General features: G+C 49.2%; 22 protein-coding genes. 19 read left to right on the top strand and 3 right to left on the bottom strand.

What is annotated here, in order from left to right; all coding sequences use genetic code 11:
* Positions 1-121: 121 nt before the first annotated feature.
* From dnaN to T488_RS0115195, 11 genes are all read left to right on the top strand, one after another.
* The gene (gene dnaN / locus T488_RS0115145) at positions 122-1,228 is read left to right on the top strand and encodes a DNA polymerase III subunit beta (RefSeq protein ID WP_028521536.1); all 1,107 of its coding nucleotides are present in this window, start codon (positions 122-124) and stop codon (positions 1,226-1,228) included.
* A gap of 132 nt (positions 1,229-1,360) precedes the next feature.
* The gene (gene yaaA, locus T488_RS0115150; protein ID WP_028521537.1) at positions 1,361-1,573 is read left to right on the top strand and encodes a S4 domain-containing protein YaaA; all 213 of its coding nucleotides are present in this window, start codon (positions 1,361-1,363) and stop codon (positions 1,571-1,573) included.
* On the top strand, positions 1,570-2,718 hold the full coding sequence (recF, locus tag T488_RS0115155) for a DNA replication/repair protein RecF (RefSeq protein WP_028521538.1): 1,149 nt from the start codon (positions 1,570-1,572) through the stop codon (positions 2,716-2,718). The genes yaaA and recF overlap by 4 nt, the downstream gene beginning before the upstream one ends.
* Entirely contained in the window at positions 2,696-2,956 is a 261-nt protein-coding gene (remB, locus tag T488_RS0115160; protein ID WP_028521539.1) for an extracellular matrix regulator RemB, read from the top strand. Before recF ends, remB begins: the two co-directional genes overlap by 23 nt.
* Positions 2,956-3,477 carry a transposase gene (locus tag T488_RS0115165; RefSeq protein ID WP_028521540.1) on the top strand — a complete coding sequence of 174 codons (522 nt, stop codon included), beginning with the start codon at positions 2,956-2,958 and terminating at the stop codon, positions 3,475-3,477. Before remB ends, T488_RS0115165 begins: the two co-directional genes overlap by 1 nt.
* A 3-nt stretch (positions 3,478-3,480) precedes the next feature.
* Positions 3,481-5,412, top strand: a complete 1,932-nt coding sequence (gene gyrB, locus T488_RS0115170; RefSeq protein ID WP_028521541.1) for a DNA topoisomerase (ATP-hydrolyzing) subunit B — start codon at positions 3,481-3,483, stop codon at positions 5,410-5,412.
* An 11-nt stretch (positions 5,413-5,423) separates the two neighbouring features.
* Positions 5,424-5,996, top strand: a complete 573-nt coding sequence (locus T488_RS0115175) for a YcxB family protein (RefSeq protein ID WP_242838366.1) — start codon at positions 5,424-5,426, stop codon at positions 5,994-5,996.
* A 49-nt stretch (positions 5,997-6,045) separates the two neighbouring features.
* Complete coding sequence (gene gyrA, locus T488_RS0115180; protein WP_028521543.1) at positions 6,046-8,676, top strand: DNA gyrase subunit A; 2,631 nt, start codon at positions 6,046-6,048, stop codon at positions 8,674-8,676.
* A complete protein-coding gene (locus tag T488_RS0115185; protein WP_028521544.1) occupies positions 8,666-9,136 on the top strand; it encodes a hypothetical protein in 471 nt (156 codons plus the stop codon). Before gyrA ends, T488_RS0115185 begins: the two co-directional genes overlap by 11 nt.
* 5 nt (positions 9,137-9,141) lie before the next feature.
* Positions 9,142-9,420: a hypothetical protein gene (locus T488_RS0115190; protein ID WP_037298555.1), complete on the top strand. Its 279-nt coding sequence runs from the start codon at positions 9,142-9,144 to the stop codon at positions 9,418-9,420.
* Positions 9,421-9,434: 14 nt separating this feature from the next.
* Complete coding sequence (locus T488_RS0115195) at positions 9,435-10,217, top strand: metallophosphoesterase (protein WP_242838367.1); 783 nt, start codon at positions 9,435-9,437, stop codon at positions 10,215-10,217.
* Here T488_RS0115195 and T488_RS0115200 read toward each other — a convergent pair.
* Positions 10,214-10,828, bottom strand: coding sequence for a manganese efflux pump (locus T488_RS0115200; protein ID WP_028521547.1), 615 nt, complete (start codon positions 10,826-10,828; stop codon positions 10,214-10,216). The two genes, T488_RS0115195 and T488_RS0115200, sit on opposite strands and share 4 nt — an antisense overlap.
* Before the next feature lie 485 nt (positions 10,829-11,313).
* On the opposite strand from T488_RS0115200, the gene T488_RS0115205 reads away from it, so the two are divergent.
* From T488_RS0115205 to T488_RS0115220, 4 genes are all read left to right on the top strand, one after another.
* Positions 11,314-12,642, top strand: coding sequence for a hemolysin family protein (locus T488_RS0115205; RefSeq protein WP_028521548.1), 1,329 nt, complete (start codon positions 11,314-11,316; stop codon positions 12,640-12,642).
* Positions 12,643-12,740: 98 nt separating this feature from the next.
* Complete coding sequence (locus tag T488_RS0115210; RefSeq protein ID WP_028521549.1) at positions 12,741-13,544, top strand: sugar phosphate isomerase/epimerase family protein; 804 nt, start codon at positions 12,741-12,743, stop codon at positions 13,542-13,544.
* On the top strand, positions 13,541-14,032 hold the full coding sequence (gene nrdR, locus T488_RS0115215) for a transcriptional regulator NrdR (RefSeq protein WP_028521550.1): 492 nt from the start codon (positions 13,541-13,543) through the stop codon (positions 14,030-14,032). Before T488_RS0115210 ends, nrdR begins: the two co-directional genes overlap by 4 nt.
* Positions 14,033-14,035: 3 nt before the next feature.
* Positions 14,036-14,410, top strand: a complete 375-nt coding sequence (locus T488_RS0115220; protein ID WP_051536514.1) for a DUF4870 domain-containing protein — start codon at positions 14,036-14,038, stop codon at positions 14,408-14,410.
* Position 14,411: 1 nt separating this feature from the next.
* On the opposite strand, the gene T488_RS0115225 is transcribed toward T488_RS0115220, so the two are convergent.
* Complete coding sequence (locus tag T488_RS0115225) at positions 14,412-14,819, bottom strand: DUF4830 domain-containing protein (RefSeq protein ID WP_028521552.1); 408 nt, start codon at positions 14,817-14,819, stop codon at positions 14,412-14,414.
* A gap of 91 nt (positions 14,820-14,910) precedes the next feature.
* On the opposite strand from T488_RS0115225, the gene T488_RS0115230 reads away from it, so the two are divergent.
* The 3 genes from T488_RS0115230 (at position 14,911) to T488_RS0115240 (ending at position 18,394) form a co-directional block, all read left to right on the top strand.
* The gene (locus T488_RS0115230) at positions 14,911-15,696 is read left to right on the top strand and encodes a pseudouridine synthase (RefSeq protein WP_028521553.1); all 786 of its coding nucleotides are present in this window, start codon (positions 14,911-14,913) and stop codon (positions 15,694-15,696) included.
* Positions 15,697-15,811: 115 nt separating this feature from the next.
* Complete coding sequence (locus tag T488_RS0115235) at positions 15,812-16,942, top strand: ABC transporter ATP-binding protein (RefSeq protein ID WP_028521554.1); 1,131 nt, start codon at positions 15,812-15,814, stop codon at positions 16,940-16,942.
* Between the two features lie 156 nt (positions 16,943-17,098).
* On the top strand, positions 17,099-18,394 hold the full coding sequence (locus T488_RS0115240) for a Sapep family Mn(2+)-dependent dipeptidase (RefSeq protein ID WP_028521555.1): 1,296 nt from the start codon (positions 17,099-17,101) through the stop codon (positions 18,392-18,394).
* 148 nt (positions 18,395-18,542) lie between these two features.
* On the opposite strand, the gene T488_RS18265 is transcribed toward T488_RS0115240, so the two are convergent.
* Entirely contained in the window at positions 18,543-18,899 is a 357-nt protein-coding gene (locus tag T488_RS18265) for a hypothetical protein (protein ID WP_051536515.1), read from the bottom strand.
* A 472-nt stretch (positions 18,900-19,371) separates the two neighbouring features.
* Here T488_RS18265 and T488_RS0115250 point away from each other — a divergent pair, with 472 nt between their 5' ends.
* The gene (locus T488_RS0115250) at positions 19,372-20,112 is read left to right on the top strand and encodes a DUF2461 family protein (protein ID WP_028521556.1); all 741 of its coding nucleotides are present in this window, start codon (positions 19,372-19,374) and stop codon (positions 20,110-20,112) included.
* Positions 20,113-20,125 lie beyond the last annotated feature (13 nt).

The raw sequence follows: 20,125 nt of genomic DNA on the forward strand, positions 1-20,125 counted from the left end.
GGCGTATATCTTCAAAAAACGCCTGTTCCAACTTTTCCACCGACACAATAACAACAACAATAATATTTATTCTTATCTTAGCTTATCTTATCACAGCCAAGATAATACGGAGGCTTATATAATGAAATTCATCTGCAATAAAACAGAGATCAGCGAGGCTATCGGTAATGTCTCAAGAGCTGTTTCACAGAAATCCACCATTCCCGCTCTTGAGGGTATAAAGGTACGCGTATCAGAGGGAAGCGTTGAGCTCACAGCCTATAACCTTGAAATGGGTATCCGCACCTCTATCAGCGCAAACACCGATGGCGAGGGAGAATTCGTGGTAAGCGCAAGACTTTTCAGCGAGTTCACAAGACGTATGTCGGGAGACGAGATAACCTTCGATATTGACGAGAACCTCGTCATCACCATCTCATGCAGCGCTACCGAGTGCAGCTTCCCTGCAATGTCAGCAAACGAGTATCCCGAGCTTCCCAAGGTAGACTCCGCAAGAAGCTTCTCCGTAAAGCAGAGCATACTCAAATCCATGATAAATATGACCAGCTATGCTGCTTCTCTCAATGAGAGCAAGCCTGTTCTCACAGGTGAGCTCTTCGACATCGAGGAGGGAAGCTTCAATATGGTAGCTATAGACGGTTTCAGACTCGCTATCAGAAGCGAGCTCACCGACTGTGCAGAGAAATATCACTTCGTAGTTCCGAAAAAGGCTCTCCTTGAGGTGTCTACACTTATCAAGGACGACGACGATGAAAAGCTCTGCACAGTCTGCACCAACGACAGACACATCATCTTCGAGATAGGCAACGTTTTCGTTATATCCAGACTTCTCGAAGGCGTTTTCCATAACTACAAGCTCAGTATCCCCAGCGGCTGCAAGACAGAGGTCATCATCAGCAAGAGGGATTTCTCCACCTGTCTTGAGCGCTGCTCGCTGCTTATAGATGACAAGAACAAGTCGCCTATCCGCTGCGAGGTCGGCAACGGCGTAATGAAGATAAGCTGCAAGACAGGCATCGGTAAGATAAACGACGCTATTTCCGCTGATATTTCGGGCGAGACCGTTACTATCGGCTTCAATAACAAGCTCATTCTGGAGGCGCTCCGTGCTGCGGAGGGCGACAAGGTGCGCATTCGCTTCAACGGCGCAATGAAGGTCATCGAGATACTTCCTCTCGAAGGCGAAAGCTTCATATTCCTTGTAATGCCCATACAGCTCAAGAACTGAGAGCTGCGGAATGGCTGAACTTTCCAGCTGCTGTATGAGCAGCTGAAGTCATGTTTCAGCCCCTTGGCAAGATAAAGAATGTATTGATTTTTGTTCCGCTATTTAAGTATTCTACCGTAAGAGGTGATATATATGCCCGAAAACAGGATAAAAATAACCACTGAGTTCATAAAGCTTGACGCGCTCCTGAAATTCGCTTCACTTGTGGGCTCCGGCGGAGAGGCAAAGCAGCTCATACAGGACGGAGAGGTCCTTGTGAACGGAGAGGTCTGCACCATGAGAGGCAAGAAGATACGCCCCGGTGACAGAGTAGAGCTGGACGGTCAAGAGGTAATCGTAGAGTGATAGTCACCTACGCCGATATTGACGGCTTCAAGAACCTGAGCGGCATATCCTTTGCTCCCGACCCCAAGTATAACATCATAGTGGGTCCCAATGCTCAGGGCAAGACCAATCTCCTTGAAGCCATGTGGATACTTTCGGGCTGCAAGAGCTTCCGCGGCTCGAAGGAAAAGGACTATATCTGTCTCGGCGGCAGCCGTATGGAGTCAAAGGTGAAGATAATGGACAGCGTCCGCGAACAGAAGATAACCTTTGAGATGACCAGAAGCGCCGCAAACAGCAAGAATATAACCCTCAACGGCGTGAAACAGAAGGGAACAAGGGCGCTCTTTGACGTTTTCAAGTGCATAGCCTTTATCCCGGACGATGTGGACATTATAAAGGGTTCGCCCGAAAAACGGCGTAATTTCGTGGATATGGCAGCTTCGCAGCTCAATCCCGTCTTTGTCATGCACATCAACAAGAACAACGCCATCATGAACCAGCGCAATGCGCTCCTCAAGGGCATAATGCAGGGAAATACCGAAAGAGGCATCCTTGATGTATGGGACAGACAGGCTTCCCGTGAGGGAGCAGTCATCTCCTATATGCGCCACGAGTATATAGAAAAGTTCAACGGTATCTGCGGCAGACTTTACTGCACTATATCGGGAGGAACAGAGGAGCTTGAGCTGGAGTACAAGTCAAACGTTTTCAGACCCGAGGACTTTGAAAAGCCCTGCGGCGAGGAAGCTTATGAGCAGTATTACAGGAAGCTGAAAGAGACCTCGGATTACGACATCAGAACGGGAAGCACCCACGCGGGTGTGAACCGCGATGAGATCCTCATAAAGATAAACGGCGTCAGCGCCAAGGACTACGGCTCACAGGGACAGATAAAAAGTGCCGCTCTGGTCATGAAGCTGGCTCAGGCTGAGATATTCATGCAGCGTTCCAAGGAAGCGCCCGTCATATTTCTTGATGACGTAATGGGCGAGCTGGACGAGAGCCGCCAGAGGTTCGTATTCGATATGATAAAAGATATGCAGGTATTCATAACCACACCCAACGAAAATGCACTTCTTCCCGAGATAAAGGGAAAGATCCTCCGTATAAGCGGCGGAAGCGTCATGGAGGAGGAAGAAAATGTATCTGCACATAGGGAATAATTATTCTGTGGACGTCAGGGACGTTGTGGGAATTTTCGACATTGAGAATACAACTGTTGAAAAGTGTACCAAGAAGCTCCTTGAACGTGCCGAAAAGGAACATCATTGCATCTACACCACCTATGAGATGCCGAAAAGCTTCATAATAACCGTGAAGAACGGCAGCGAGAGGGTGTATATCTCCCAGCTCTCGGCAGCTACACTGCGGAAACGCCTGAAAAATGGCGGAGGGTTCTGATGGAGCAAAATGAACGAAAGCTCAACAGGCTTACAAATTTTGATTATTCGCGGAATGGTCTGTATTTCATTACCATTTGCACGAAAGAACGTAAAAAATGCCTTTCGGAAATACTGGATGTAGGGGACGGCGTCCTCGACGTCCCTATTGTTCGATTGACAGATTACGGAAAAATTGTAAATGACCAGATAAATGAGATAAATTCGGTTTATGCGAAATTGAAGATCATGAAATATGTTATCATGCCGGATCATCTGCACATGATAATATATTTATTTGATGAAAATAACGTAATTGTCGGGACGTCGAGGACGCCGTCCCCTACAAATGCCGTGATTCCATCATTGATATCGGTTTTCAAAAGATTCGTTAACAAGAAAACTGGATGTAATATCTGGCAGCGTTCCTATCACGACCACATTATCCGCAATGAGAGGGAATTCCTTGAGATCTGCAATTACATAGACAATAATCCCATGAATTGGGTCAATGACATATACAACCAGAATTTTTGGAGGTAAATCATGAGTCAGCAGAACAACAATTACGATGAAAACGACATACAAGTCTTGGAGGGACTTGAAGCGGTCCGCAAAAGACCCGGTATGTACATCGGTTCCACAGGTCCCGGGGGACTCCACCACCTCGTCTATGAGATAGTGGACAACTCCATCGACGAAGCCCTTGCAGGCTACTGTACAGAGATAACCGTTGAGATACTTGAGGGCGATGTCATCCGCGTTTCCGATAACGGACGCGGTATCCCCGTAGGTATCCACCCCAAGGAAGGCATCTCAGCTGCTACGGTAGTTTATACCATACTTCACGCAGGCGGAAAGTTCGGCGGCGGCGGATATAAGGTATCGGGCGGTCTCCACGGTGTTGGCGCCTCGGTAGTAAATGCCCTTTCCTCATGGCTGGAGCTCACGGTCAAGGACGGCGAGCACGTTTACTTCCAGCGCTTCGAGCGCGGTCACTACGACGAGGAGCTGAAGATAATCGGCGATACCAAGGAGACAGGTACCAGCGTAATGTTCAAGGCTGACGATGAGATATTCGAGAGCACTGTCTACGATTACGAGGTGCTTCTGAAGCGTCTCCGCGAGCAGGCTTTCCTCAACGCAGGTATAAAGATAGTCTTCTCGGATAAGCGCGACAGCGCCAATATCATCAGCGAGACCCTTCACTATGAGGGCGGTATCCGCCAGTTCGTAGAGCATATCCACGCCACAAGAGGACTTGAGTCCCTCAGCGGCGATGTTATCTATATTTCGGGAACTCAGGGCGACTCCTTCGCGGAGATAGCTCTCCAGTACAACGACAGCTACAATGAGGTAATACTCTCATTCGCAAACAATATCCACACCAAGGACGGCGGCTCCCATGAGACAGGCTTCAAGAACGCCCTGACCAAGGTCATCAACGAGTACGGCGTCAAGATGGGCAAGATAAAGGACGCCAAGGATAAGCTCAAGGGCGAGGACGTCCGTGAGGGACTTACCGCTATCATCTCCGTAAAGCTCACCGAATGTGAGTTTGAGGGTCAGACAAAGGGACGTCTCGGAAATCCCGAGGTAAGACCCTTTATCGAGAAAATGGTCCAGGAAAAGCTCATGAACTTCCTGGAGGAGAACCCAGAGACCGCAAATCTCATCTTCGAGAAGAGCGTTTCCGCTCTCAAAGCCCGTGAGGCTGCAAAGCGCGCCCGTGAGGCAGAGCGTAACAAGAACGCCTTCGGAAAGGCTACAATGCCCGAAAAGCTGGCGGACTGCGCCGAGCGTGACAATCGCTACACCGAGATATACATCGTCGAGGGAGATTCTGCGGGAGGCTCTGCAAAGCAGGGACGTGACCGACGCTATCAGGCTATCCTGGCTCTCTGGGGCAAGATGCTCAACGTTGAGAAGGCGCGTATCGACCGTATCTACGGCAATGACAAGCTTGAGCCCGTAGTTACTGCCCTGGGAACGGGAATAGGCGAGGACTTCGACATCGAAAAGCTCCGCTACGGCAAGGTAATAATCATGGCGGATGCCGATGTTGACGGTATGCACATCAGAACACTTCTCCTCACCTTCTTCTTCCGCTATATGAGACCCCTCATCACCAACGGCAATATTTATATCGCTCAGCCTCCCCTTTTCAGAGTCGAGCGCAAAAAGAAGATATACTATGCTTTCTCCGACGAGGAGCGCGATAAGTACATCGCCGAGCTCTCCGAGGACGGCAAGTACAAGGACGTAGAGGTACAGCGCTACAAGGGTCTTGGTGAGATGGATCCCGAACAGCTCTGGGAGACCACTATGGACCCCGAGCACCGTACCATCGTAAGGATAGGCATGGAGGACGCCCTCAAGGCAGACGAGACCTTCAGTATCCTTATGGGAGACAAGGTAGAACCGCGACGCAACTTCATCGAAAAGAACGCCAAGTTCGCTCAGGATCTTGATATATGACAGGAGCTCCAATGGAAGAAAATTACAGGCTTAAAAAAGAATATAAAATATCGTCGGAGCTCTTCAACAGATCCTATCTGGAGCTCCAGAAGAGGTTCGTGCTCCCCAAGAGCAGGCTGTATACCGCTGTTTTCGCGGTGCTTGCAGTTGGTATAATTATCTTCGGGATGTTTGTCATGAAAGACGCCACAACGAAGCAGAAATACATGATATACCTGGGATTTGCAATTTCCTGCGCCTTTGCGGTAAAGGAATGGTACGATCCCAAAAAGATGCGCAGGAACCTTACCGAGTCCATAAAGGCTCTGGGCGAGCCTGTGTACTGCGTAGGCATAGCCGATAAGTATGTGGACATAGCAACAGTTGCCGACGATCTCAGCAATATACCCGAGGAGGAAAGGGAGAAAGCCGCAGAGGAAGACCCCCTTCCCGAAAAGACAAGGATAAATATAGACGAAAACTTTCAGCTCATAGAGCAGGACGACTATTTCATGCTGATGAAGGGCAGGGAAATGTTCTATGTTCTCCCCAAGGAATACTTTTCCGGGGACGAGCTGGACATCATAAGAAGCTTAAAGAAATGAGAATAACGCATGATACTGCGGATAAAATAAATTCTCTCAGGAGGAAAAAATGCTTTACACTGACAACTCAAAGGTAATAAATACCGAGATAGTTGACGAAATGGAAAATTCCATGCTCAATTACGCCATGTCGGTAATTGTTTCCAGAGCGCTCCCCGACGTAAGAGACGGTCTGAAGCCGGTACACAGAAGAATACTGTATACGCTCCATGAGAACGGACTTACTCCCGAGAAGCCTTACCGTAAGTGCGCCGATACCGTCGGTGCGGTTCTGGGACGTTATCATCCACACGGCGACGCGTCAGTATATGACGCTCTCGTAAGACTTGCACAGGACTTCTCGATGCGCTATCCCCTTGTTGACGGCCACGGAAACTTCGGTTCCATCGACGGTGACGGCCCTGCGGCTTACCGTTATACCGAGGCTAAAATGGCTAAGCTGACGCTGGATATGCTCACCGACATCAACAAGGAGACCGTTGACTTTACCTCAAACTATGACGATCGTCTCAAGGAGCCTGTTGTGCTCCCCTCACGTTTCCCGAATCTGCTGGTAAACGGTTCTGTAGGTATCGCCGTAGGTATGGCTACAAATATTCCTCCCCACAATCTGGGCGAGGTCATAGATGCACTTCATCTTCTTATCGAAGACCCGGACTGCACTCTTGAGCAGCTCATGGAGCACATTCAGGGTCCCGATTTCCCCACAGGCGGCATAATCATGGGCAGAGCGGGTATCCGCGCTGCTTACGGCACAGGCAAGGGCAAGATAATCCTCCGCAGCCGTACCCACTTTGAGGAGATAAAGGGAAGAAACTGTATCATCATCGACGAGATACCCTATATGCTCCGTAAGGAGAGGCTCCTCAAGAGCATCAACCAGCTTGCGAGAGACAAGCGCATAGAGGGACTTTACGACCTCCGCGACGAGTCCGACAAGGACGGTATGAGAGTAGTAATCGAGCTGAAAAAGGACGCTGTTCCAAATATCGTCCTCAATAAGCTCTTTGCGCTTACACAGCTCCAGGATACAGTCGGTATCATCATGCTGGCTCTGGTAAACGGCGAGCCAAAGATACTCACCCTGAAGCAGATGCTCCAGCACTACCTCGATTTCCAGGTAGATGTTATCCAGAGAAGAACACGCTTCGACCTGCGCAAGGCTCTCGAAAGAGCTCATATCTTACAGGGCTTCGTGCTTGCTGCTGATTACATCGACGAGGTAATCGACATAATCCGCTCCAGCTCTACTGTTCAGGAAGCCAAGGACCGCATGATAGAGCGTTTCAAGGACATTGATATGTCCGCACTTCTGGACCGTGCACAGTACGACCTGACAGGTCTCCACATCGAGGAGCAGACAGGTCTTTCGCAGGAACAGGCTGAGGCTATCGTTCAGATGCGTCTGGGACAGCTGACAGGTCTGGAGAGACAGAAAATAACCGACGAACTCTACGGACTTCTCACAAAGATCTCCGACTATGAGGATATCCTTGCAGATGTGAACAGAGTTTACGCTATTATCATGGACGACCTCAACGCTATCCGCAAGAAGTTCAGCGACAAGCGCCGTACAGACATCGAGAATGTCAGCGGTGAGGTGGATATAGAGGACCTTATCCCCGAGGAGGACTGCGTCGTTACTCTTACAAACAACGGCTACATCAAGCGTATGCCCCTTACTGAGTACAAGACCCAGCACCGCGGCGGACGCGGCATAACAGGCATGAAGCAGCGTGAGGAGGACTTCGTGGAGGAGATGTTCATCTGCGGCTCTCACGACAATATCCTGTTCATATCCAACAAGGGTATAATGTACAAGCTCAAGTGCTATGAGATCCCCGACGGCTCAAAGGCATCAAGAGGCTTCAACCTCATAAATCTGCTTCCTCTCACAGAAAACGAGAAGATTGCAGCTATGATAAAGACCACGGATTTCAGCGATGAGAAGTTCATCACCATGGTCACAAAGAACGGCAAGATAAAGAGGACGAACCTGTCACTGTACAAGAACGTCCGCAAGAACGGTCTTATCGCCATTGGTCTTGACGAGGGCGACGAGATAGCAGGCGTACGCATGACAGACGGAAATGCACAGCTCTTTGTAGCTACTCACAACGGTATGGCTATCCGCCTTGAAGAGAGCAAGGGCAGAGCACTTTCACGTTCCGCTCACGGCGTAAGAGCTATCAAGCTCCGCGACGGCGACTATGTTGTAAGCATGGCAAGAGTCCGCGAGGGAGCAACTCTCCTGACAGTCACCGAAAACGGCTACGGCAAGCGCACCGAGCTTGACAGCTACCGTATCCAGAACCGCGGCGGCTACGGACTTACCAACTACAAGGTGGACGATATACGCGGTCATGTCTGCGGAATAAAGATAGTTGACGAGGACGACGATATAATCCTTGTATCCAGTGACGGTATCATCATCAGGATACTCGCCAGCGACATCAGAGTTATGGGACGTATCGCAAAGGGCGTCCGCGTAATGAGGGTAAATGAGGGCGCGAATGTAGTTGCCTTCACCCGTGCGGAGCACGATGACAATGCCGAGACCGAAAAGGTGGAGCAGCTCACCGAGGAACAGGCTCAGGCTGCTGAGGAAGAGGCTGCACTTGAGGAGCAGAACGAGGTTATCATCGAGGCTGAGCCCGAGGACGAGGAGAATGAGGAATAAGCCAGAGGCGAGCTTCCTTCGGTTCCGCGAAAGCCCGTTCACAGCCATAGCTGTGACTCTGGCAAGCCTTTTCTGCCAGTGGGCTAACTGGTTCGTATACGAAAAAATAAACTACGCATGGGGCTTCACTTTGGTGACGCCCCTCGTGCTATGTATGATGTATCATTTCGTACAGCTTGACAGCGGAAGGGAAGGCAGCTTCTCGCGGCGGTTCTTTTTCATATTCTCGGCAGCCGTGCCCTTGTTTACGGGAGTTATACTGACAGTGATAATGCTGCTGGCAGCTCCCGACATAAGCGTTTTTTCTCCCGAAGCTGAGTACAGGGGGACAGTAAGGGAAGTCATAGCCACGTATGCAGGAAGATTTGTGTTCACCTCGCTGTATCTGCTGATTTTCGGGATAGTTGACGCACTGATACTTAAAAAACACGGGCAGGACAGCCGCAGAGAAAGGAAATGAGAGCTATGGGCGGAGTTATAGAGCGTAAAAAGATGCACCCGAACAATATCATGTATGCGGGCTGGTCTCCTGCACTGAATATGTATGTGATGAATACGCTTGAGAACGACAGCTTCATGTATTACAGCGATTATTATGAGATAGACGAGTATACCTACGAGCATTTCTGCGACGAGGGCTTTAAGCCTCAGCCCATAAGACTGCTGTTTTCGGGAAGTCCCCATAGAATACCCAAGGGCGAGGAGAGAAGGTTTCACGACCTGTTTTTTGGAGAGAGAAATTGATATATATTATACTTTTGGTAGTAATTCTACTTGCCGTATATGCGGCAGCGGAGAACCTTTACATCCTTACGGTCAGGCGTGAGAAGCTGGGCAGCTGCATTAAGATAGCCCATCTTTCCGACCTCCACAGGCGGAGCTTCGGCAGTGACAACAGCAGGCTCATCAGCAGGGTGAGGGCTGAAAACCCCGACCTTATCATTTTCAGCGGCGATCTTGTTTCCAGGGACACCGACAGCCTTGACATTGCGAAGAAAACTCTCGATCAGCTCTGTGATATTGCTCCCGTATACATGATATACGGCAACCACGAGCAGAGCATTTCCGCGGAAATGAAGCCTCAGCTGGAGGCTATGTTCGCGAATACAAGGGCTGTGCTGCTGAGAAATCAGCATACAACGGTGAGTATAAATGGCAGGGAACTGAAAATATACGGTCTCCTTGAAAATTACGGCGTGTATAAGAAAAAGGGCGGCTACCGCGGTCTGGACAGCATTACCGCCGAGGATCTGGAAGCCTTGCTGGGCAGCTGTCCCGAGGGGGAAGTGCTGCTCATGGCGCACAATCCCTTTTTCGGTGAAGCCTATGCGGAGTGGGGAGCCGATTATACCTTCAGCGGTCATGTTCACGGCGGAGCTGTCAGACTTTTCGGAATTGCCATGCTCTCTCCCGAGAGAAAATTTTTCCCGAAAAACGCCAAGGGAGTGTATACCTTCGGTAAAATGAAGCTCCTTGTGTCCGCAGGACTGGGCAAGCTGAGGCTCTTTGACCCTGCCGAGATCGTGATATATGAGATCTAAGCCTGAAAAAAGGCGAATACTATGAGAAGGACTCCTCCCAGCCATGACAGGTCATGCCGCAGGGAGGATATTTTTCTGCCGACAGCTGAGCCGAGGAGAAGTGCAGCGGCTCCGCAGACAAAGGTCATAGCCGAGGCGGAAAGCGGCGATATACAGCCGTATCCGCAGCTGAGCCCTGTTGCTGCCGAGTCCAGGGAGCTTGCCAGTGCAAGAGCGGCAGCCTCCCCTGCGGACAGCACCTTTGAGCAGTCCTTATCCGCTGCGGTGTCGTCGATGCAAAGCTTCACCATGAGGGAGCTCCCCTTCAGCTTCAGCAGCAGCTCTCCCCTGTCGGCAATTCGCCGCACAAGGCTGCGGAAAAGGCTTTTTGCGATGGTGGCAGCTCCTATGATGATGAGTACAGCTTCCCCTGCCGTGCGGCAGAGCTCCATAGGGAGAGCGCGGCAGATAATGTCGGAAAATGTCATGGAAATACCAAGTACAGCCGCAGATATAAGGTCTATGACCGCAGCAGACAGCAAGGGTATCCGTATGCCGCTGTTACAGCAGGCGGCTGCCGCAAGGAATATGTCGATGCTGATAATGACGGAGAGGAACAGTTCTTTCAGCAAAATACCACACCTCCGCCTTATAATATGCGCCCGATTTGGAGACTGTGAAAAATTTTTCCGCTTAGTGTTGCTTTATTTTGAAATATATGATATAATGTTCGCAAGGCGAACATTATATATTATTTTTATGTCCTTGCAGATACGCATATCAAAGATATGCTCCCTGCAATCGGACAATTATATCAAAAAGCTTCGCTTTTATGATATAATTTCGCAAGGCGAACACTATATAATTTTTTTATTCCCTTTAAGGTTCAGATATTGCTATCTTAGGGTAATGAAAAGTGTTGCCGAAAAAATATAATTTGTGCAGAACAGGAGATGAAAACTGAGATGGACGGTGCCCCTGATGGCAGTAATCCTGATAATTACGGAATATACTCCGCTGAATATATGATACCGGGGCATGGTCTGCACTATCGTTTGTGTTAGGCTGTGCCTTTATGAGGTTATGGAAAAAATATATTTAAAACGGAGGATATAAAATGTTAGGGCAGATAATTCTGCAAATAATACTTATTGCGCTGAACGCGGTCTTTGCCTGTGCGGAGGTCGCTGTCATTTCCACAAATGATATGCGCATCGAAAAGCTTGCCGCAAGCGGTAACAAAAAGGCTGCAAGGCTGAAAAAGCTGACTGACAGTCCCACCCGCTTCCTCGCCACTATCCAGGTGGCTATCACTCTGGCAGGCTTTATCGGAGCGGCTTTTGCCGCAGACAGCTTTTCGGAATACCTTACGTCCGCTATCTTAAAGACGGGCATAGGCATACCCTCTGCTGTCGTAAAGAAGGTGTCGGTAGTTCTTATAACGCTGATACTCTCATATTTCACACTGGTTTTCGGCGAGCTGGTACCCAAACGCGCAGCCATGAAAGACCCCGAGAAGATAGCTCTCGCCATGAGCGGAGCCATCACCTTCGTGTCAAAGCTCTTTGCGCCTATGGTATGGCTGCTCAACGCCTCAGCTAACGGCATACTCAGACTCATGGGCATCGACCCCGAGAGCGATGACGATACCGTTACCGAGGAGGAGATACTCATGATGTCCGACGCAGGTGCGGAAAAGGGCACCATCGACGAGGACGAGAACCGCATAATCAAAAACGTCTTTGCCTTTGACGATATGACCGCAGAGCAGGTCTGTACCCACAGAACTGATGTTGACGTTCTCTGGAGCGCCGACGATGTCAGTGTCTGGGAGGAGACTATCCACCGCACCCGTCATTCAGCTTTCCCTATCTGCGGTGAGAGCGTTGATAACGTTATCGGCGTCCTCAACGCCAAGGACTACTTCCGCCTTGAGGACAAGAGCGTGGAAAACATAATGGCAAAGGCTGTCCGCGAGCCCTGCTTCGTTCACGAGAATATGAAGGCTGACCGCCTTTTCGACCAGATGAAGCAGCGGGGTGCAGACCACTTCGCCATAGTAGTAGACGAATACGGCGGCATGAGCGGTATCATCACTATCACCGACCTTGTTGAGGAGCTGGTGGGCGATTTTGCCGACGACCCCGAGGACGAGCCTGCTGCAAGACTTGAGCAGACAGGAAAAAACACCTGGACTGTTCCCGGTATCAGCTCTCTCAGCGACGTCTGTGAGGAGCTTGATGTCACTCTCCCTGCGGATAAGTATGAGACCTTCGGCGGCTATGTCATAGCCGAGCTGGGCGAGATACCAAAGGACGGCTCTCAGCTCACTCTCGAGGCAGGAGGGCTTAAAATAGCTGTTCTTGAGGTAAAGCACCACCGTATAGAGGTATGCCGCGTCAATAAACTCGAAACAGAGAAAAAGGACGAGGAACAGGGTGAATGATATACCTGTAATTATTGTAAATTTTTTGCTTGTTCTATTGACTTTCGGGCTGAATATGATATAATAAAAATATCAGAATTGCGCAAGGAGGGGTATAATTGATAGCAGGTGTTTCTACAGCTTGCCTGTATCCAAAACCCCTTGAAGAAGCTCTATACGACCTATCGGTCAACGGAGTTTCATGCGTAGAGCTTTTCATCAATACTCATTCCGAGCTGAAAAAGGGTTTCGCCCACGGCGTCGCCAATCTGCTCAGGAGATTTGATGTGAAATGCCCGTCTGTACATCCGTTTACCTGCGAGATAGAGCCTCAGATGTTCTTCTCTGAATATGAGCGCAGAGTAAACGATATGCTGGAATATTACAAACTTTATTTCCGCTTCATGAATATTGTGGGAGCCGATATTTTCGTCTTTCACGGAGGCAAGCCCTCATCGGTATGCACCTCTGAGCTGTACTGCGAGAGATTTTCAAAGCTCTACCGCCTCGGAAAGGAATTCGGGGTAACGGTCGCCATTGAGAACGTATCAAGGTGCAAAAGCGGTTCTTCGGCGTTTATAAAGGAAATAAAGAATATGCTGGGAGATGAATTTGCCTTCGTCCTGGATACAAAACAGGCGATACGTTCAAACGAAAATCCCATGAGGTTCCTTGATATAGTGGGCGACAAGATAGCCCATGTCCATATCAGCGACTCGGGAGAAATGGGCGACTGCCTTCTCATCGGAAAGGGCAGGTTCGATTTCAGAAAATTCTTCGATAAGCTTGCAGGCTATAACCCTGACTGCGGCGTCATTCTTGAGCTGTACAGAAGCGGTTGGACCGGCATCAGCGACCTTGTTTCCAGCTATAATATACTTACCAGAATGACTGAGTCTTATTGCGGGGAGCAGAAGCTATGAAGTGTCCATACTGCGGATATGAAGATATAAAAGTAATAGATTCGCGTCCTGTTGACGATAAGACAAGACGCAGACGCGAGTGTTCAAGATGCGGCGAGAGATTTACCACATACGAGGCTGTTGAGGTGCCGCTGCTCATGGTCGAAAAGAGGGACGGAAGCGTTCAGCTCTTCGACAAGGCAAAGCTGATAAACGGCATAGTCTCGGCAATAAAAAAGAGACCCGTCTCCGCGGAGAAGGTCACCGAGATAGCAAATTATGTGGAAAACTACTACGCCAATGCACTGAGAACAGTTGCAAGGTCTGCGGAGATAGGAGAGCTGGTCCTTGAAAAGCTCAGGGATATTGATCCTATCTCATATATCAGATTCGCTTCCGTGTACAAGGACTTCACGGATATTGACAGCTTCGTTGCCGCAATAAGCGAATTTGACAGAAAAGAGTCAAAAACGGAAGATGATTCCGAAAATAAAAATACGGAGGTATGAAACATGAATGATTTCCTTGAGCAGTTCAATGACATCAACACAGAGCAGACATTTGTACAGAATGAGGTAGAAAAGCATAAGGTGTTAGCAATTCTTGCATACTTTATCCCTATTCTCTTCTTCCTTCCCGCAATAGCAGGAGACAAGAACTCTACTTACTGTAAGTTCCACTCAAATCAGAGCCTCACATGGCTCATCACACTGGTTGTGCTCAGCATTGTAAGAGTTATATTTGCATTTATCCCGATACTCGGCGTTCTTCTCAATCTTGCTCTCTCACTTCTTCTCGTAGCTGTTCTCGTTGTTCTTATCATCGGCGCAGTTAAGGGCAAGGCATACAGAATACCCGTTGTAGGCAATCTCCTCAACGTATTCTGATCTAACTTACAGGCATTTTTATACTGCCGCTGTCCTCACTGTATACCATTGAGGCAACGGCAGTATTATCACAGACAAGCAGCTCTGCAAGCATTTTTTTGCTGTCGGGGCTGTAATTTTTTACCTCATAGGTGAAAAGTCTTGCATTCCTCCCAGCGTATTTTCTCAGGGGAAGTCCCTGTCTGTCCTGCATGAGGGCGTACTCCTCATACACAGCGGAAAAGCTGTGGGGGATAGTGACGGACTGCTCCGATACCTCCTCAACCTCCCAGCCGTGGGAGGCAAAATAGTCTATGCGCTGAGAGGGCTCTCCCGCAGCTATTGCCGCGGCTGAGCTCTCTCCCTTTCCGCCGCAGGCTGTCAGGGCAAAGGCAGCCGCCGCTATGAACATGAATGTGAGTTTTTTCATTATATCGCTCCCTTGTGAAAGATCAGGGGAAAACTCCCCGACTGTAAATCTTATTCCGTTACAGAGGGGGATTATTACTAAAGGAGCAGCTATGGCATCGGTCAGACTTGATAAATTCATCTCCGAGAGAACGGAGTATACCCGCAGTCAGATAAAGGAGCTTGCCGCAAAGGGAAAAATAACCATTGACGGTGCTCCCGTTAAGCGCTGTGATGTGAAGATAGACCCCGATACAGTTAATGCGGAGGTCTGCGGAAGGGCTGTGGGAAACAGCAGGTTCCGCTATATATTGCTGAATAAGCCCCAGGGCTATGTGTGCTCTACCGACGACAAGGACGGCGAGACCGTTATGAAGCTTATCCCCGAGGATATGCGCACAAAGGGTATGTTCCCCGCAGGAAGGCTGGACAAGGACAGCATGGGTGCCCTGCTGCTCACAGATGACGGCGAGCTTGCCCACCGTATGCTCTCACCGCGCAGGCACATACCTAAAGTTTATATTGTGAAACTTGCCAGACCATTTGAAAATAATTATGTTAACAAATTTAGTGAGGGACTGACTCTCGCCGACGGCGAAACTTGTCTCCCCGCTCGCGTGAAAAAGGCTGAAAACAGCGATAATCTGGCATTTATAGAACTTCACGAGGGAAAGTATCATCAGGTGAAAAGAATGTTCGCCTCTGTGGGAAACCACGTTGAGGCACTTATGAGAGTTTCGCTCGGAGCTCTTGTTTTGCCCGAAAAACTGGCGATCGGAGAGTGTATGGAATTATTGCACAAAGATGTTGAAAACTTGTTTAAAGAAGCGGATTTTGAACTCTTTTGCCGGCGTTTTTCCGCTGTTTTTTCGGCAAACTTTCTAATAAACCTTCATTAACTTTGGCAATTTAGAGACTTGCAATATTTTTGGAAATGTGGTATCATATTATCATAGCTGATACTGTAAAGAATAAATGATCGGCACTATATATTGAACTGGAGGACTGGATTAAATGGCAGGCTTAACACTTAAAGGCATTTATAAGAAATATCCCGGCGGCGTTGTTGCTGTTTCGGATGTTAATTTAGAGATAAGAGATAAGGAGTTCATCGTTCTCGTTGGACCTTCCGGATGCGGTAAGTCAACTACTCTCCGTATGATCGCCGGACTCGAAGAGATCTCTGAGGGTGAGCTTTACATCGGCGACCGCCTTGTAAACGACATCGCTCCCAAGGACAGAGATATTGCGATGGTTTTCCAGAACTACGCTCTTTATCCTCACATGACTGTATTCGATAACATGGCTTTCGGACTCAAGCTCCGTAAGGTTCCCAAGGCAGAGATCGAGAGAAAGGTAAACGAGGCTGCTAAGATCCTCGACCTTACACACCTCCTCGACAGAAAGCCTAAGGCTATGTCCGGTGGTCAGAGACAGAGAGTTGCTCTCGGTCGTGCCATCGTACGTTCACCTAAGGTATTCCTCCTCGACGAGCCTCTCTCAAACCTCGATGCTAAGCTCCGTGCTCAGATGAGAACCGAGATCGCTAAGATCCACAAGAAGCTGGGAACTACATTTATCTACGTAACTCATGACCAGACAGAGGCTATGACAATGGGTGACAGAATCGTTTGTATGAAGGACGGTTTCGTTCAGCAGATCGATACACCTCAGAACCTCTATGAGAACCCTGTAAACAAGTTCGTTGCAGGCTTCCTCGGATCACCTCAGATGAACTTCATCGACGCTGAGCTGAAGGAAGAGTATGGTCAGTTCATCGTTGAATTCGGCGCATCAAACGGCAGAGGAAACAGATACCAGATCATCGTTCCCGAGTCTAAGGTAAACGAAGACCTCGGCAGCTATGTTGGCAAGGAGATCATCCTCGGCGTTCGTCCCGAGTCTATCCACGATGAGGAAATGTACCTCTCAAATGCTTCTACAGGCGTTATCGACGCTAACGTTGAAATTACAGAAATGATGGGTGCTGAGACATACCTTTACCTCCTCTGTGAAGGTATCCCGCTCACAGCACGTGTAAGCCCGAGATCAACAGCAAGACCCGGAGATGACATCAAGGTTGCTATTGATCCCAACAGGATCCATATCTTTGATAAGGAAACTGAGAAGGCTATTGTGAACTGATTAATTCTTTTCATATTTATCCTTTCTTTCTTGGTACACACCGTCGGGAGACGTTGTGTACAAGCAAATTGCCGCAGTACTCCTACTGCGGTTTTTTGCGTTTACAGGCATTTTTCGGCGGTATACCGCCATTCATCAGGTATAAAGGAGACTTTAATGAGCAATATCAGAGACTATCTTGAAGCACATAAACAGGAAATGATCGACCTTCTCAGCGCACTTGTGGCAGTCCCCAGCGTTCAGGGCAAGGCTGAGGATGGAGCTCCCTTCGGAAAGGAGCCTGCAAGAGCTCTTGAGCTTATGCTGGAGAAATGCAGGGAGTACGGTTTTACTGTTGATAATGTTGAAAACTTCGCAGGCTCCGCAGATGTGAACGACCTGCCTGCGGGGCTTGCTGTACTTACCCACCTTGACGTGGTGCCCGTCGGCGCAGGCTGGACCACGGATCCTTTCGTTCTGCGCTATGAGCCCGACACCGACAAGCTGGTGGGAAGGGGAGCTATCGATGACAAGGGACCTGCCGTTGCGGCGCTTTTTGCGGCAAGAGCCGTCAGGGAGCTGGGACTTCCCCTGAAAAAGGGAATTCGCCTTATTTTCGGCACCAACGAGGAAAACGGCTCAGCCGACCTTGAATACTACCGCAAGCACAGGGAGCTTCCGTCTATGGTGTTCACTCCCGACGGTGAATACCCTGTCATCAATGCGGAGAAGGGAATGCTGAGAGTGTGGTTCTCCTCGGACTTCGACGATGACGAGATACTGGATATACAGGCAGGAACGGTCATCAACGCCGTTCCCCAGTTCTGCACGGTGACCATGGAAAATGACGAGGGCGAGCCTGAGGAGGCTGTCTACGAGGGCGTTTCCGCACACGCATCTACTCCCGAAAAGGGCGAGAACGCCATAACCCTGTTTCTGGACAGCTACTGCGGCGAGAATATGCTTATACAGTCCCTCGGGGAGCTGTTCCCTCACGGTGAGTTCAGCGGCAAGAGCTGCGGACTTGGCTTCCGCGATGAATTATCGGGGGATATGACCTGCGTGCTGTCAATGCTGAATACCGTGAACGGCAGGCTTTGCGGCGCTGTGGACATTCGGTTCCCCCTTGACCGCAAAAAGGCTGAGATAAGCGGTATCATCTGCGACGCCCTTGAGGGGGCAGGCTTTACCGTTGACAGCTGCGAGGGCGTGGAGCCCCACTGTACCGACGAAAACAGCGAATTCGTCCAAGGTCTTCTCCGAGTCTATGAGCGCGTGACAGGGGATAAAGCCCACTGTATAGCCATCGGCGGCGGTACCTATGTACACGATATCGAGGGCGGAGTTGCCTTCGGTGCGGAGTTTCCCAATGAGGACGGCCGTATGCACAGCCCCGATGAGTTCATAACTGTTGCAAATCTTCTGAAAAATGCGGAGATAATGGCGGAGGCTATGGCTGAGCTCTGCGGCTGATTTTCAACAATTACAGGTAATATGTTGAAAAAGCCTGCTTATAAATAGGATTTCAAAGGTTTCACAACCCTTTGGCAGAGTCCGGAGGCAGCGCCCCTTGTAACAACGATCACGAAGCCCCGAGGCAATGCCCCGGGGCTCTCTTTTGTCATTCCCTTTTACTTTTACGGGAGGTAGTTTCCTCCTCGTCATGCTCCTTGTCGCCGTCAAGTCCGTCGATAATATCGTCCGCGGCGTCCTTAGCCCCGTCGATAGCCTCCTTGCCCGCGTCACCTGCGCCGTCAATGATGTCTTTACCGGCGTCACCGATACCGTCGGCAGCGTCGTCAACACGGTCCCGAATGTCATTGTCAGCTGTAGTCTCGTACTTTTTACCGGTGGTGGAGTCCTCTATGACAGCGCCGTTTCCGTCGTCCGTATAATGTCCGTCGTTATTATCGCCGCAGCCTGTGAGAGTTGCACAAACGGTAAAAAATATGGAGCATATTGCTAAAAGCTTTTTCATACAAATCATATCCTTTACAGTGAATTGTTGTGGAGCTGTTTTCCACAACGTATTTTTATTGTTTACTCATTTTCCCTGATTATCCACACCGTTTTCAACTTTTAAGAACTTCCAGAAAGTTAATTCTGCGTTGTTTTCCACTCTTTCAACAGAGTTATCAACAATCGAACATATGACTCCACAGTCATTTCAACACCGTGTTGAAAACTTTTCCACCCCTGTGTGAAATATAATTAGGACGATATTGCTGTAAGAATTTGGTTAAAAGTTGTTTCCGCTTGAATTATGTCACAACTTGTGATATAATAAATCATAATTTAACACCTGCGGTGTTAAATTATGAGTGAGTAGAGAGTAGTAAGTAGAGAGGAGTATTATTCAGTGTATCGGCTTCTACTCACTACTTTCTACTTACTACTTACTCAAATCATAATTTTGCTCCGCAAAATTATGATTTATGAAAGGATAAACCATGTTTGAAGGATTTTCACAGGAGGCGCTGGAGTTCCTCCTCGGTATAAGGCATAACAACAATAAAGAGTGGTTCGAGCCGCGGAAGGCGGTCTACACCGAGAAGATATACGAGCCCATGAAGGCTCTCGGAGAGGAGCTTTTTGCGCCCTTTGCCGAAACTGACGGAATGATGTACAAGGTGGGCAGGATATACCGCGACGAGAATTTCGCTCCCTATCTTCACTACCGCGACACCATGTGGATATATGTTCGCTACGATGCCTGGTACTGGAGCAAGACTCCTACCCTGTATTTCGAGCTTTCCCCCGAGGGAGCGGAGTTCGGCTTCCGTATTTCCAAGCCCGAAGCCGCTGTTATGGAGCGTTTCCGCAGCGGACTTCTTGAGGACTCGGAGCCGTTTATCAACATGGTGGATGAGCTTGTTGAAAAGTACGGGCTCACCGTCGGCGGTGACGAGTACAAGCGGAAAAAGTCCTGTCCCGACCCGAAGCTGGAGCCCTATTTCATCAAAAAGGGGGTTAGCGTCCACACCAAGGTCAGCGGCGCTGAGGAGCTTTTTTCCCATAAAATAGCTGACCACGCTATTGAAGTATTCAAGGCGCTCCAGCCTCTCAACGATTATTTCCACGAGATAGTTGAAATGGAGGAGCTTGCAAAGGCTCTGCTGAAGGAGGAAAAGTCTCAGCCCGAGCCCGAGATCAACATGGTAAAAGCTCCCGATGTGGAATTTATGTGGTAGCGCGGAGCCCGCG

This window comes from Ruminococcus flavefaciens ND2009, assembly GCF_000621785.1.
Lineage (GTDB): Bacteria > Bacillota > Clostridia > Oscillospirales > Ruminococcaceae > Ruminococcus > Ruminococcus flavefaciens_C.